17 protein-coding genes are annotated in these 14,150 nt (G+C 52.3%); all 17 read right to left on the bottom strand.

What is annotated here, in order from left to right:
* Positions 1–156 precede the first annotated feature (156 nt).
* The gene (locus CGZ75_RS18200; protein WP_089525623.1) at positions 157–1,521 is read right to left on the bottom strand and encodes an ABC transporter substrate-binding protein; all 1,365 of its coding nucleotides are present in this window, start codon (positions 1,519–1,521) and stop codon (positions 157–159) included.
* Between the two features lie 72 nt (positions 1,522–1,593).
* Positions 1,594–2,424 carry a carbohydrate ABC transporter permease gene (locus CGZ75_RS18195; RefSeq protein ID WP_089525622.1) on the bottom strand — a complete coding sequence of 277 codons (831 nt, stop codon included), beginning with the start codon at positions 2,422–2,424 and terminating at the stop codon, positions 1,594–1,596.
* Entirely contained in the window at positions 2,414–3,298 is an 885-nt protein-coding gene (locus tag CGZ75_RS18190; RefSeq protein WP_089525621.1) for a carbohydrate ABC transporter permease, read from the bottom strand. The genes CGZ75_RS18195 and CGZ75_RS18190 overlap by 11 nt, the downstream gene beginning before the upstream one ends.
* Before the next feature lie 27 nt (positions 3,299–3,325).
* Positions 3,326–4,351, bottom strand: coding sequence for a LacI family DNA-binding transcriptional regulator (locus CGZ75_RS18185; RefSeq protein ID WP_089525620.1), 1,026 nt, complete (start codon positions 4,349–4,351; stop codon positions 3,326–3,328).
* A gap of 825 nt (positions 4,352–5,176) precedes the next feature.
* Complete coding sequence (locus tag CGZ75_RS18180) at positions 5,177–5,413, bottom strand: cold-shock protein (protein WP_089525619.1); 237 nt, start codon at positions 5,411–5,413, stop codon at positions 5,177–5,179.
* Between the two features lie 60 nt (positions 5,414–5,473).
* The gene (locus CGZ75_RS18175) at positions 5,474–5,677 is read right to left on the bottom strand and encodes a cold-shock protein (RefSeq protein ID WP_089525618.1); all 204 of its coding nucleotides are present in this window, start codon (positions 5,675–5,677) and stop codon (positions 5,474–5,476) included.
* 170 nt (positions 5,678–5,847) lie between these two features.
* On the bottom strand, positions 5,848–6,507 hold the full coding sequence (locus tag CGZ75_RS18170) for a response regulator transcription factor (RefSeq protein WP_089525617.1): 660 nt from the start codon (positions 6,505–6,507) through the stop codon (positions 5,848–5,850).
* The gene (locus CGZ75_RS18165; protein WP_089525616.1) at positions 6,485–8,869 is read right to left on the bottom strand and encodes an ATP-binding protein; all 2,385 of its coding nucleotides are present in this window, start codon (positions 8,867–8,869) and stop codon (positions 6,485–6,487) included. Before CGZ75_RS18165 ends, CGZ75_RS18170 begins: the two co-directional genes overlap by 23 nt.
* A gap of 19 nt (positions 8,870–8,888) precedes the next feature.
* The gene (gene comX, locus CGZ75_RS18160; protein ID WP_089525615.1) at positions 8,889–9,068 is read right to left on the bottom strand and encodes a competence pheromone ComX; all 180 of its coding nucleotides are present in this window, start codon (positions 9,066–9,068) and stop codon (positions 8,889–8,891) included.
* A gap of 230 nt (positions 9,069–9,298) precedes the next feature.
* A complete protein-coding gene (locus CGZ75_RS18155; protein WP_176444904.1) occupies positions 9,299–10,216 on the bottom strand; it encodes a polyprenyl synthetase family protein in 918 nt (305 codons plus the stop codon).
* Positions 10,217–10,431: 215 nt separating this feature from the next.
* A complete protein-coding gene (locus CGZ75_RS26265) occupies positions 10,432–10,800 on the bottom strand; it encodes a GntR family transcriptional regulator (RefSeq protein ID WP_281255126.1) in 369 nt (122 codons plus the stop codon).
* 73 nt (positions 10,801–10,873) lie between these two features.
* Positions 10,874–11,071 carry a DUF4177 domain-containing protein gene (locus CGZ75_RS18145; protein WP_089525612.1) on the bottom strand — a complete coding sequence of 66 codons (198 nt, stop codon included), beginning with the start codon at positions 11,069–11,071 and terminating at the stop codon, positions 10,874–10,876.
* Complete coding sequence (locus tag CGZ75_RS18140) at positions 11,068–11,880, bottom strand: nitroreductase family protein (RefSeq protein ID WP_089525611.1); 813 nt, start codon at positions 11,878–11,880, stop codon at positions 11,068–11,070. The genes CGZ75_RS18145 and CGZ75_RS18140 overlap by 4 nt, the downstream gene beginning before the upstream one ends.
* Before the next feature lie 88 nt (positions 11,881–11,968).
* Positions 11,969–12,184, bottom strand: coding sequence for an ATP-binding cassette domain-containing protein (locus tag CGZ75_RS18135; protein WP_089525610.1), 216 nt, complete (start codon positions 12,182–12,184; stop codon positions 11,969–11,971).
* 33 nt (positions 12,185–12,217) lie between these two features.
* Positions 12,218–12,343: a hypothetical protein gene (locus tag CGZ75_RS26260; RefSeq protein ID WP_281255121.1), complete on the bottom strand. Its 126-nt coding sequence runs from the start codon at positions 12,341–12,343 to the stop codon at positions 12,218–12,220.
* A 6-nt stretch (positions 12,344–12,349) separates the two neighbouring features.
* Positions 12,350–12,628, bottom strand: a complete 279-nt coding sequence (locus CGZ75_RS18130) for a hypothetical protein (protein WP_141136810.1) — start codon at positions 12,626–12,628, stop codon at positions 12,350–12,352.
* Between the two features lie 183 nt (positions 12,629–12,811).
* Positions 12,812–13,966, bottom strand: coding sequence for a hypothetical protein (locus CGZ75_RS18125; RefSeq protein ID WP_089525608.1), 1,155 nt, complete (start codon positions 13,964–13,966; stop codon positions 12,812–12,814).
* Between the last annotated feature and the right edge of the window lie 184 nt (positions 13,967–14,150).

Here is a 14,150-nt window from a genome sequence, read left to right as displayed (position 1 = left end):
CTTATTCCTCCACCCTATCCTAATTCTTGCTGCATTTCGGTAAAAGAAAAGGGGCACCACGTTCATGCCCCTTCCGCCTAACTAAGCCAACTTGCTTTTATTTTTCTATCAGCCCTTCAACTTGCTTCCGTGCTTCGTTCAAAGCTTGCGATTCCATTATTTCTCCATCAGTTTTTCAACTTGCTTTTGCGCTTCGTTCAAAGCTTGCTCTGCCGTATAATTCGGTTTCAGCTTCGCTTTTTCCAGTTCATCCCCGATCGCTTTCGTCAGATCGCTCCATTTGTCCGGAATCGGCCCAACTGGTGTCAGCACGAGAGTCTCGAGCGCATCCATGACCACTTTTTTGGATTCCGGAGGCGTCTGCTTGAAGTAAGCGTCCATAACCTTCTCGTCGGATACAGCAGGCACGCTCCAGCCTTTTTCAATCCGTTTGCTTACAACCGCAGGATCAGAGGACATGAATTTAATGAACTTCCAAGCCGCTTCAGCATTTTTCGATTTGCCGGCTACAACGAGTCCGTCTGCGAAAAAGTGATGGGCTTTGTTCGTGTTGCCTGGCTCCAGGGCAATATCCCATTTGAACGAAGCGTCCGCGAAGCGGCCAAAGTTCCAGATTCCGGCGCGCAGCATCGCAACTTTGCCCGATTTAAAGGCATTCAAATCCGCATCAGGCTGGTTGAACGTATCATCGTTGAGTGGCGGTGATACTTTGTATTTGCCCCCTTTATCAAGCATCCATTGGAAGGCTTCAATGTTTTGCTTGCTGTTGACCGTCGGCTTGCCGTCATCACCCCAGATGCCTCCGCCATTTTGCGCAACCGTTTTGTAAAATTCATAGAACTGAATCGGAGAGTACGTTCCCCACACGCCCGCTTTGGCATCCGTCAGCTTCTGCGCTGCTTCAAGCTCTTCTTTCCATGTCCAGTCCGCTGTAGGATAAGCTACTTGCTTCTGGTCGAAAAGATCCTTGTTGTAAAACAGCACCACATCAGAGAAAGACTCTACAACACCGTACTGCTTGCCGTCGTATTTGAATGAGTCATAGGCCAGGCCTTTGTAAATTTCGGGCTTGAAGGAAGTGTCCTCCGCGATGATCGGCGTTAAGTCCTTCAGCGTGTTCTTCGCGGCATAAGAGACGAAATTCTCGTACCCAACCTCAAAAACATCCGGCGCATCTCCTGATGCGAGCTGCGTGTTAAGCTTCGTGTAATAGTTGTTGTAATCCACGATGTCCAGCTTCACCTTAATGTCGGGATTCGCGGTCTCGAATGCTTTGACCATTTCTTGGAGTGTTTCTTCCTGCGAGCCGCTTGCGGTGTACTGCATGAATTTGATCGTTACCGGCTCACTCGTTTTCCCGCTTGGCGCTGGTGACGTACTGGAGTTGTTTGCAGCATTGGAATTAGAATTAGAATTAGAAGCCCCATTGTCCGTGTTTGATGTGTTCGAACCGCAGCCGCTCGCTGCAAGAGCAACAGTCATACCTAGTATTGCGACCCATCCCTTACGTTTCACTGTCATGTTGTAAAGCCTCTCTTCTCTTTAAATTTTTATATGAAGAAAGCCTGTCGTGAGCGTTCAAGCCCAGTTTGCTCAGCCTTTAACGCCGCTCATCGTCATTCCCTTAATGAAATACCGGGACGCGAACAGGAACACGATGAAAATAGGAACGAAGCTAATTACATTGCCGGCCATCAAAATATTCCACTCCGTAGCCCATCTACCGGTCAGCTTGCTGAGCCCGATCGGCAGCGTCATCAGCTCCTTATCGCTCGTCGCGATGAGCGGCCAAAGGAAGTTATTCCATGAAGCCATGAAGGCAAAGATGGACAGCGTTGCCAGCGCCGGCTTGCTAAGCGGAATAATAATTTGGGCGAACACCCTCGCATAAGAAGCTCCATCCATTCTCGCCGCCTCGATGAGCGGGTCGGGAATGGTCATCATGTGCTGCCGGAGCAGGAAGGTGCCGTAAGCGCTGAATATTCCCGGCAGGATCAGGCCCGGATACGTGTTGATCAGGTTTAGCTTTTGGAACACGATGAAAAGCGGCGTCAGCGTTACTTGCATCGGGATCATCATGGTGATCAGGTAGAGACCGAACAGCGTCTCCCTGCCACGGAACTGAATTTTGGCAAAAACAAACGCGCCCATCGCACAAGCCGCCATCTGCGCAAGCGTTGTAACAATCGCCACAAACACGCTATTGCCGAGGAACCGGTAAATCGGGAAATACTTCGTAATTTCCACATAATTGCTGAAGAGAAATGTTTCTGGGATGAGATTGGGCGGCATCCTGACGACTTCGAGGCTGTCTTTGAACGACCCCGAGAGCATCCAGATGAAAGGGAAAACCAGAACAATAGCAGCTAGGATGAGAATGAGATGGGACAGCAGGTTTTTGAAAACGGCGAACTTATCGGTCATAAGTCACCCACCTCTTTTGCAGCTGTTGCTGGATAATCGTTACGATGAGGATAATGACAAACAGAATCCATGACTGTGCGGAAGCGAAGCCCATTTTGTAACTTTGGAAAGCATTCTCGTAAATCTGCTGCACAAGCGTGCTCGTACTGCCAGCCGGCCCGCCATTGGTCATCACCAACACCTGGTCGAACAGTTGGAAGCCGTTAATTAGCGAGATGACGAGTACGAAAAACAGACTCGGCGTCAGCAGCGGCAGCGTTACGCGCCAGAATTTCTGGAAACCGCCCGCTCCGTCAATCGTCGCCGCCTCGTAGTAGTCGTCGGATATATCCTGCAGACCCGCCAGTAGAATGATCGTCACGTAGCCGAGATCTTTCCACACGCTCACTGCGATGATCGCCGGCATTGCCCAGAAGAAGTCCTGCAGCCATACCGGCCCTTGGACGCCGACCAGTGAGAGCACGTAATTGACGAGTCCACTCTGGCCGTTGAGCAGCCAGCGCCAGATGATCGAGACCGCTACCCAAGAGGTGATTACGGGGATGAAGATGGCGATTCGGTAAAATTGTACCCCTCTTAACTTTCGATTCAGCAGCACCGCGAACAGCAAGCCCAGCGCTAACACCGACGGAAGGTACCCAGCGATGTATTTTAAGATGTTCAGCATCGATGTAAGCGTTTGCTCATCTTGTAAAGCTTCACGATAATTATCAAGCCCAACGAACCGGGCCTTTGTCAGCAGATCCCAATCCGTAAAGCTGATCACTGCCGAGGACAGCATTGGGATCAGTTGGAACAACAGCAGCCCAGCCAAGCTGGGAAACAAAAAACCGAGGATGACAACAGCTTTTGACAGTCTCTTTTGTCCTACCATGGCGTTCTCCTTCTCCTGTCTTCACGGTTATGACTTAAACTTGACCGTTCCCCGCTCCACAACCTCAAGCGGCAGCAAAATTTCCTTTTCATCCAGCTCGGTACGTCCTTGAATCATTTGGATGAGACTGTCGGCAGCGATCGCACCTTTTTCCGTAATGCTTTGGCGGATCGTCGTCAGCGGCGGGATGAACATCTTCGACATCGAGATATCATCAAAGCCGATTACCGATATGTCCTCCGGCACCCTTTTTCCTTCGCTCATTAGACTTCTCATCGTTCCGAAAGCGACCAGATCACTCGTGGCGAAAATAGCGGTAATCTCCGGATACTTATCCGCGATCAGCTTGCCGGCCGCCAGTCCGTGCTCGTAGCTCATGGATTCCTCAAACACATAGTCCGGATTGTAAAAGAGGTTGGCTTCCCGCATCGCCCGTTTATAACCGAGAAAACGCTTCTCCACGACGCCGTCCTTGCGAATCGCGCCGGTGATGAGGCCGATGTTGGAATGGCCTTGGTTGATAAGATGGCGAGTGGCGAGATAACCGCCATATTCATCATCGATACCGATCCGCTTGAAATAGCTGTCATTAATGTAGCTGTCGATCAGTACAATCGGAATGTTGATCTTCTTGAAGCCGTCATAAAACGGCTCCGGGTAAATTCCCATCAGGATGGCTCCGTCCAAATTCCGCTGCACGGACAGATCCAGATAACTTTCGCCCTGATTGACTCCCGAGAGCAGCAGATGATATCCATGCTCCCGCAGTTTGCCTTCAATTCCACTAATAATTTCACTGTAGAAAGGGTTTTCAAGAATGAGTTGTTTATGCGATTCTGTCTGCGGAATGACTATGCCGATCAGCTTGGATTGGTTCTTCGCCAGACTTCTCGCCGAGAAATCCGGAATGTAATTGATGGATTCAATAACTTCCATAATGCGTTCCATCGTTTCGCCAGATACCTTGTCGGTTCGGCCGTTCAATGCGTAGGATACAGCTGCTGCGGAGACGCCCGCCGCCTTGGCTACGTCTTTGATCGTAGGTTTTTTCATTAGTGCTCCTCGTTAGTTATACGTTTAACTAGACTATAATCCCATTTTCCTCTTTTTACAAGCTATTATCGGCATATTTTTCTATATTTTGTCCAATTTAGGTTAAGCGATTAACTTGATGCATATCCCAAGCCGAAGTGAGTGAAGTGGCTGAGCTTTGCTTGTGTATGAATGGACTAGCATGATTAGTTGAACTGCCGTGCGACGAGTTTCTCTTATGTATGAGCGGTCAAGCTGCGCCTCTGAGTCTCGCCTGGGTATGGTGGTCGCGTAGGAACCCCTTGTTTCTCCTCCAAGTTACTTGTAACGCTCGGATGCGACACCGACGGCCATTGCAAGTAGTCCAATTTACTTGAAATGCTCGAATGCGGCTCCGACGGCCAAAGCAAGTAATCCTTGTTACTTGAAACGCTCGATTGCGGCCCCAACGCGCAAAGCAAGTAGTCTTAGTTACTTGAAACGCTCGATTGCGGCTCCGACGGCCAAAGCAAATAGTCTTTCGTATAAATGCACGGGTATAGAGCACGATTACTCTAATAGAAAATGAGGTAAGCTATTTGTACGTTCGAGGGTTTAGGAGGATTTAGAAGGGTTTAGGTCGAGTTTCGTGGAATACGGCTCATGGACTTCGTTAGCGAAACGTCATACCGCCCAGTTACATGCTAAACACATTACATGCTAAACAAAAAGACAGCCTCCCAAAGGAGGCTGTCTGACAGTATGCTCGGAGCAGAAAGGGTACCCTCTGCTGCTCCATTGTATGCCGGGAACCGGTAATACAAGCTCTGCGCGAATTTTGCTGGCAGCTGGCTTCAGCAGTCCTGCTTATTCGTTGCCCGAGGCCGACTTCTTAAGCGCTTGTGCTGAAGTTCCGTACTCATGAAGTACGGGAAGCTCCCGAGTGGAATGCTCCATCGGCGACTGACAGAGGAAGCACACCGGCACTTCGTCCAGAGCGAAGTTTTTGCGCATCCATCCATTGCAGTCCTCGCTTACGCATGACCAGATCTCGGTGATCTCGGTAGGCAACTCTGCCTGAGGTTTCTTGCGGGAGTAATACATCGTATGCTTCGCCTCCTGTTCAAAGTGCCAAAAAAGGCCCTGCATAGCAGGGCGCTTTGATTAGTAGATCTTAACAACGTTCTCGGCTTGTGGGCCGCGGTTGCCGGCAACGACGTTGAACTCAACGCGTTGACCTTCGTCCAGCGTACGGAAGCCTTCGCTTTGAATCGCGCTGAAGTGTACGAATACGTCTTCGCCGCCTTCAACCTCGATAAAGCCAAAACCTTTTTCTGCGTTGAACCATTTTACTGTACCTTGTTGCATGGGTCATTCCTCCTTTATTGAGTGCACGTAAACAAAAGAAAAGCCGCCTGCGGATAAGAGCAGCATCGCGGGCCCTTTCTCCTAGGCGACTGGTGTCTCCTATACGATTCCATTATTGTATCACGCCGAGCATGCAATCGCAAAGTATCGGCTAAATTTTTTTCATTTTTTTATCTAAACTGGCTCACCGAGAGGATTCCAAGCCGCTTCGCCTCTACAATTGCCTCCGATCGCGAGCGCACACCCAGCTTCTCAAAAATGCGCGTAAGGTTGTATTCTACGGTGCGCTGGCTCATAAGCAGCTTGCTCGCAATATCCTTATTGCTGCTGCCGCTGGCGACTTCCTGCAGAATCTCCTGCTCACGCTCGTTGATGCTGACCTCTTCGAGCGCCTTCTCCTCGCGATCCTGATTCAGCCGAATATCGCGGCGCCGAAGCTGGCGCAGCAGCGATACCGGAACAACCGCCTCATCTCGCAAAACACAGCGTATTGAAGTCAGTAGCTGCTCACGGGAAGCCGTTTTGCTCACAAAACCGCTAACGCCCGACTCAATCAGCAAATTGAAGTTCGGGCTGATCTCATAACCGGTGTAAATCAGAATCCGGTATTCCGGTCCTGTGGCCATCAGTCGCTTGGTCAGTTCCAAACCGCTGATGATTGGCATGTTCAGATCGAACAGCATAACGTCGAATGTTTCCGTTTTGACCAGCTCCAGTGCCTCCATCGCCGAATAAAGAACCGTCACATTCATCTCGGGGTCCTGCTCAATCATCGTTTTGGTTCCTTCGCCCACGGAAGGGTGGTCGTCAACCAGCAAGATTCGAATCATGCCCATCTTCTCCTTCACTCACTGCCGTCTTCTCCGGCAGCCAGATGTCAACTTCAAGCCCTTCGCCCGGTTCTGAGAAGAACCGGATCTTGCCAGCAAGGCTGCGTACCCTCTCCTTGATGCCCGACAAGCCCATATGCTGGTAAGAATCGCTCAGCTTCTCCTGCGCGAGCCCGATTCCATCGTCCTTATACCGCAGGCGGATGCCGTTCTCCTGCCCCAGCTCGATCCAAATACGCGACGCTTTGGCATGTTTACCGGCGTTCACCAGCAGCTCCTGCACGATGCGGAACAGCGTCAGCGTCGCCTCGTCACTCAGTGCTTCTGTCAGCGGTCCGGCCTCGAACTCAATGGAGTAGTTCGCCCGAATCTGCTGTTGTTCGAACAAGCTGCGCAGTGATTCGACAAGCCCCATCTCCGTAAGCAACGGCGGTCTCAGCTCGTTGCAAGTTTCTCGGATTTGATGAATGACGTCCAGCAGCCCCTCCCGGATGTCCGTCAAGTCGCTGCGCAGCTCCTCCGAAAGCTCATGGTCAAGTATGGCGGCCTCCAGCTTACGGTACCAAATCAGTTGATCCTGCAAAGCGGAATCATGCAGATCCGATGCCAGCTTGCGTCGCTCGCTTTCCGCCAGTTGGAAAATCATCCGCAGCACCCAGGTCGGTGTGCCCTGCCGCTTTGACATTTCCGCCTCCAGGTCGCCGATCAGATTCTCAATTAAATATAGATTCTCATAAACGATTGCACTGTAGTTAGCCAGTGTCTTGAGCCAACTCAGCTCATCGAGATTAAACTGGGTTCGGTTGGTCTTATCGCCTACCCATAGAATATGATAGGTCGACCTTTTTTGTCCGATTACGACGGCAAGCCCTCTCGGAAGCACAACGGCAACTCCGACAGCTAGCTTGCGCCCGCTCTCCGACAGCTCCCGTACTGCCCGCGCAGTGACCTGCTCATTTTCCGGAATCGGGGCCGATGCTGCCTGACCAGACTTTTCAACCGCTCGCTTCGTTACAGTGGTATCAGGCTCATAGCTGAAAAACTTCACATCCCGAATGGGAAGGATCGTGCGTATTTCCTGTTCCAGCACCCGCTCTAGGTCGGCCTGCTTCATGACCCGGGAGATGCGCGAAGAGAAGCGGTCGAGGCTGCCTTGAAAATTATTCAAGTCTTTGCTCCACTTCGGCCGCAGCCGATAGTCCAGAAACTCCTTGCCGAACAGAAATACAGTGATCAGCAAATAAACGATCAGAAATAGCTGTACCCAGTTCACCCAAGACAGCTGGTTCTGGCTCATGATGAGGACAGCCAGCCCAGTAATAATCAGTGTCGGGACAAACGCAAGCATCGTGTAATAAGAAAAACGGCTGAGGAAAAAGTCGATATCGAATAGACGCTGGGTCGTGAACATGTACAGGTAAACCAAGGGCAGCCCCAGCAGGAATATGGCCGCTACTTCTGGCGAAATAAGAGGCACGCCGAACAAACTCGGCACCCCGAACAATAACAAAAACGGCAGAAAACCGACCAAGTGGCCGAGCAACGTAAACTTGAACAAAGATTTGAGATCAGCTTGCCTGTTCGTGATATACATACGAATTAGCTTATAGAGAATATATAGGTTGCTGATTGCAAAGTAAGCCATTAGAATTTTCGGCTTTATTCCGATGAATTGGAAAACTTCCACTACCTGAAGCAGGAGATTCAGCACAAAGCCACCCCACATGACGGTCATGACCTTGCGGGAAGCAAAACTTTTTCCGTATCTCGCCAAGTAGCGATTGAGAAACAGCAAGAATGTCAGCGGGACAGCAGCAAAAGAAATTGTCATGATGGTCCTGCCAACCAGATCTCCTTTTCCCGAGGAGAAGGAGCTCAGATAGGCAAGTCCTATGCTGAGAAAAAACAGAATGAGATATATAGCTGCCGGATCTTCTTTTTTACGAAGGTAAACAAAAAAAGCAAAGGATGCAAAGACCAGCATAGAGAGACTTGGCAATATTAAACGGAAAACCAGTTCATTGCGTGTAAGATCGCTAGGAATATCAAAGGACAGCTCCCGTGACTCTCCTGCGCTCTCCCGGATAATTTTAACGGAGGATGCCATTTCCAAATATTCAAAGGTTCGAAGCACATAGGATTCGCTCGGAGACTTTCCGTTGACCTCGACGAGCAGATCACCTGGCTGCAGCTTTCCTTCCGCCCAGTATCCCGGATCTACCGCATCAACCCGATATTGATTCCCCTGAACCGGATGTGCTTCTACTCCCGTGAGGGGGTACATGGCAATACTACGAATCAGATACAACACGGCTAGAAAGATACAAAGGGTGAACCCGATTACCTTGCGCAGCTGACCCACCCTTTCTCCCGGTTAAAATTTACATCCAGACATTCTCCTGAAAAAGGCGCGGCTCACTTCCACTTTCTCGCTTGCTCACCACGTCGACAAACGCTCTTTGCTCCACGTCGCTAAGTCCTGCCAGTTGAAGTTGTCCACCTTGAGCGCGCAACAGAGAACCTGGATCTTTCACCATAGCCTGAATCATTTCCTTCAACATTGTATATCCCTCCGATTCGTGTTTAAGAGCGTTGTCATCTCTTAATTCCACTATAACAAGGAGTGTGCGTGACGAAAACGAAAAGCATTCCAGTAGTTCCCACAAACATCATTGCGTGCTGATTGCGGTGTGTTGCGGGGGTGATAGCGGGCCGCCGCCAGCGGACGCCTTGGTTGGCGACCAGCGTTGGCCCAACTGAGTTAACCTACTAACTGCACTGCCCCCTACGTCTATTCAGCCAGCGCCAGCATTTCTTCCTGCCAGCCGACATCCAGGTTCAACTCGCCAAGCAGGTCAAGAAAACGATAATAATGCGTCCTCATCCGCACGGATGAATAGAGCATCGTACCCGTCTTCTCCATGATTGCTTCGAGCTCATCCCGACGATGGAGGACATCCTCCATCGTCAGCCGTCCTTCGAAGTAGTCCAGAATCCAGCGGTCCTCGTCGGTTACCGCCTGCAGTAGAAACAGCGTGGGCAATGTGCGCTTGCGATTCAGAAAATCATTTTTGTTGTCCCAATTAGCCAGATCACGAATATCGTTCTTGATCTGAGCCGCAATGCCGAGCTGCTCCGCGTAGCCGCGCACCTGCTCCATCCATTCGCCGGTGGCTAGCATCGTGCCGATCATACACGCGCATACGAGCAAGGCAGCCGACTTTTGGCTCACCATGTCGAGATACGCTTCTTCATCGGGAATTTCATTGAGCAAGTCCAGCGTCTGGCCATGCACAGCGGTGAGCACCTGCATGCTCAGCAGCCGGGCCGATTGCCGAGCGCGTTCCGGATCAAATCCGCCTTCCAGCAATAGCCGCTGTGCAATCATCAGCATGCCGAGCGCCAAGTTAAGCGTAATTTCCGGTGCGTACCCATTCCACACGACCGACTTATTATCCTTGTCCTGCACATCATCGATCATATCAAGGCTGAGGACCATCAGTTCTACCGCTGCCGCTGCACGATAGATCCGCTCATCCTCACCAGCGAACATCCGGTAGTGAAGTACGGTCATTTTGCCAAAAAGCAGCGATTCCTGCAGCTTCTCCTCCAGGCAAGCCTGCGCCATCTCCTGTAACCTCGGCAGTACGAAGTATGCCGCCAGACTCTCTCTCATCTCTTGTCCCAATCGCTCCGCCAACCCTGCCATGGTATCCCCCCTGTTCTGATTCATATGCCCCATATTTGTCTGCCCGCCTGCTGCCCCATATGAATAATGTCCTATGACATATTCCATGGGTCATTAACCATTTCCTTCTAGGTATGGAGGACATATTAGTGCAAAAAGACCTGCTCTGTCATCCTCATAGGATAAAAGAACAAGTCTTTTAGACGTCATCCTCTCATCCCCACAGGATGAAAGAGTTAGGCATCTTCTTTATCGGGAATGGAAGCCAGCAGCTCTCGCAACACCTCTTCCATTTCCTCCGGCGCCATGCCATGCCTTATTCCAGTGCCAACAGCGCTGCGGAAAGCTTCATAAACGAGTGCACGAGACCAGGAGCGACGAGCGGATTGGCCTGTGTCATCAGACCGGACAAAAGTCCCAATCCCTTTTTGAATAGAGAGCAGTCCTTCACGTTCCAAATCCAGATAGACTCTCCTCACGGTTATGAGGCTGCAACTGAGCTGACGGGACAAATCCCGCAGAGACGGTAGATGAAAGTTCGGCTGCAGTGCACCACTGCGAATGAGACTACGAAGTTGGTCGCGAAGCTGCACATAAAGAGGCATGGAGGAGGTATGGGAGATTGTGAGAGGTAACGCTTCAGAGAGAGCGGGCGCCGGCCGCTCCCCCTGAGGACGATCAGCCCCGTACCGCACGTTCAAAAATAAGCTCGAACCAAGTGGCAGTACCGTAGCCATGCGTACCAGGCGCGAAAATCTGGAATAGTTTCCAGTTCTCTCCGGCATGCTCGCGGACGATTTCCCGATAGTCCTGCTTCGGTTTGCTCTCAAAAACGCCCTTCAGTTCAACTTTGACAAATTTATATTCATAGCTCATCTCGATTCAGCCTCCTTATGCATCATTAGGCAGGAAAGTACAACCTCATAATGGCCGTCCAATCCCAGCAGCTCATGCACCCGGTTGTCATAGAAGCCGAGCAACGGCTGCAGGCGGCAACCTGTTCCCGGTGCGCAAGCAGCCAACCGCTCCGTAAGGCGTCCACCCTCCAGCAAGCTAAGCCGATAACCACGCTCTCCGAACAGTTGCAGCGTGCGGCGCAGGTTGGCGGCGATGAACATCGCTCCCTCCAGGGGCGCAGGAGCAACGGAGGGATCGAATAGCGCAGAGCTGCGCTCCTCCTCGATGGGACCGAGCGATTGCAAGCAATCTCCATGCGGGTGAAAATAGAGCAGCTCCAGGCCCCCTGTTGCCCCACTGCGCGAAAGTACATACAGCTCCGGCGAATCCAACGCTGCTCCGCCCAGCTCCTCCAGCGGCCCGGAGTCCGCAAACGACTGCGACTGGGGCTGCGTTTCCCGCAGACGACCCAGCAACTCCTTCACTGCCGGATGAGCACTCAGCCCACTCGCTGAGCTCGTTTGGCTCGGCTCCCCGGCGGCTGGACCGAAAAGCCCCGGTTCTTCGGCTCCGCCACCCGGAAGCTTGTAGCGCGGCGCGGCATAATAACGCTTGGCAGGTGTTACTGGCGCGCTCATTTGCGCGAACAGTTTGCGCAGCATTTTCATCCGGGAACGGGTCAGTACGTCTAACTGAGGATAATGGCTTGAATTGAGGGGGTACGTCAGCGAGAGCCGATCCTCCTCGGCATGGACATCGGCACGCCAGTCGATAAACTTGGATTGCATGGAATCACGCCCTTAAGGGATGGATTTCCGGCCGCGCGGACCGGATGAACCTGTTGACTGACATCATGGAAATGGATGCGGACTACTGTTAGCTCCTGCCGCGCTCCTCCGGCAAATAGCCGATGCTAGGGCGATTCTCGGTAATCGGACGTCCATTCCACGTCACCGCGCCGGAGTCATAATCGACCATTCCGAGAATCGAGCGGATCGTCGTCGCTTTGCCGGTTCCCGCCTCCAGCGAGATGCCGTGCAGCACTGTGTTATCTCCGTATCGCTTGATCAAATGTTTGGCTTCCAATCCCATTTTGAATCCCGCCTTGTCTGTAATATAGGCCGATTAAGCCGGCTTTCTCATCGAAGAAATAAACTTCATCATATGGTAGAGCATCATTCCGGCAATAACGACGACAATCAGGAAGCTCATCCACCCGATCATGTTGTAAAGCCGTTCTTGTACCTTCATCACACCCTATAACCAGAAGCAGGGAGTGAACAGGACCGCCGCCAGACCATAGCTGAGCAAAATCGAGCGTTCTCGGTGGTTAACCGGACGCGTCGCTTCCGCCAGCCGAGCACCAGGAAAGCGCAGCAGCTGAAACACGGCGCGGAACGCCTTTGTACGCAGGTTCGCAATGCCTAATCCGTGGCTGAGTATCCAGTAACCATCGAGCTTAACGAGCGGCAGCAGATCGAGCAGGCTCATGCCGAGATTCGTGAGCGCATAATACCCATTTGCCATCCTGGTCATAAAAAACAGGCTCATCAAATTCATTGTTTTTTTCCCTATTTAGTTGGTTATTTTCGAAAAAGACAGCGCTGTTTAAGGCGGAATGCTCGCCCAAACGATGAAGCGTCGCTGTATTACAGTTCTCGGCGTTAAAGCCGATATGCTTCGCTCCTCTTCCAAAAACATGCGGTGGATAATGCCCGGTCATAAAGGCCAGAAACCATTGATTAGCGCACCCTCGGATTCCGAGCCGAGTCGTTCCCGTGCCAGCTCCTCCAATGATGCTGGGAGTACGGTCCGAGCTAGCGGACCGTCTGCTGCGTCCAGCTTCACATGGATCGCGGAGGGCCCAATCAACCCGTTGTCGAGACATTCCTGCAGCAATATCGCAGTTGAGCGAGCGCCCGATTCGGTGTCCTCCGCCGATGGCTGCAGGATGATCCGAAATCGAATGTCTGGGTTAACTTCGCGGATTTGCCTCAGCTGCTGCATGATCTCCGCAGCGATGGGCTGTCCGGATTTGAGGCTGACCGGCAGTTCGAGACCAAGCTCGCAAGCTCCGACCTCCGCCAACCCCAGTGCGTCTCCCCGAAGCCAGCGCTCCATCGGTAAATCGATGCTCCACGCGGCCCGTTCGCGGCATGACTCCAGCACGCCGACGATTTTGTTCCAGCGGGCAGCCTCCTCTGTCGCTTCATGGAAGCCTTGCAGCTTGAGCTCCGGGCGCAGCTGCCGCGATGCTGCTACAGCCAGCTCCAGATCCCGTCGCAGACGTTGCGGCGAGTGGGTGCGCCGTCCGCCATACGCTCCCATGCCGCGGCCAAGGCGATCGGCCAGCTTCACGGCCAGCAGCGGAGCCTGTCGCGACGAAGCGGCTTCCTCCCAGATGCTCGGGATCAAATCTAGTTCATCCCGACCCCTGTCCGAACCGCCCTCACTACCCTGCACATCCGGCTCCACCAAGCGGTGCAGCATTCGTTCCGGCTGCCGACGCACTAGGCTCTCCACTGTCTCGGGCAGCTCTCTCTCAGGTAAACTCGCGGCCCAATCACCGAACCAGAAGATTCGCATGCCCCCATCCAGCTGCTTGATTACTCCGCTCAGCTCCTGGCATAGACGGTAGGAGGTCGGCTCTACGTGGAAGGCGATGGCCTCGTTGCCAAGTGCGATCAGGTCCTCCGCCGTCTCGTACATGCCTGCCAGGTTGACCTGTATGTACTGCGCCGCGGCTGTTCCTTGCTCCCTGAAGTAAGCCCGTACATATCGGCACTCCAGATGATCCGCCGCTGCGAACAGCCTTGGTGAACTCGGCTCCAGATGTACCAGCGTAAGTCCGCTTCCGAATGAAAACCCCAGCATGCCGTTTCCTCCCTTTCCGTCTCCTGCCGTTGATTTAGTTAATGCTTGCTTGCCCGCCGCCTCGCTTGCCGGCTTTGCGTCTCTCGTGTTTCCCATGAACTAATCATAAGCGACTTTTTTCCATTTCACACCGAAAACCATGCTTCGTTTTCCCACAAACCGATTGCGGAAATAGGCCGCAATG

Origin of the sequence: Paenibacillus herberti, assembly GCF_002233675.1 — a bacterium.
Lineage (GTDB): Bacteria > Bacillota > Bacilli > Paenibacillales > Paenibacillaceae > Paenibacillus_O > Paenibacillus_O herberti.
The sequence above is the reverse complement of the archived record's forward strand: the minus strand, read 5'-3'. Positions and strand labels throughout refer to the sequence as shown.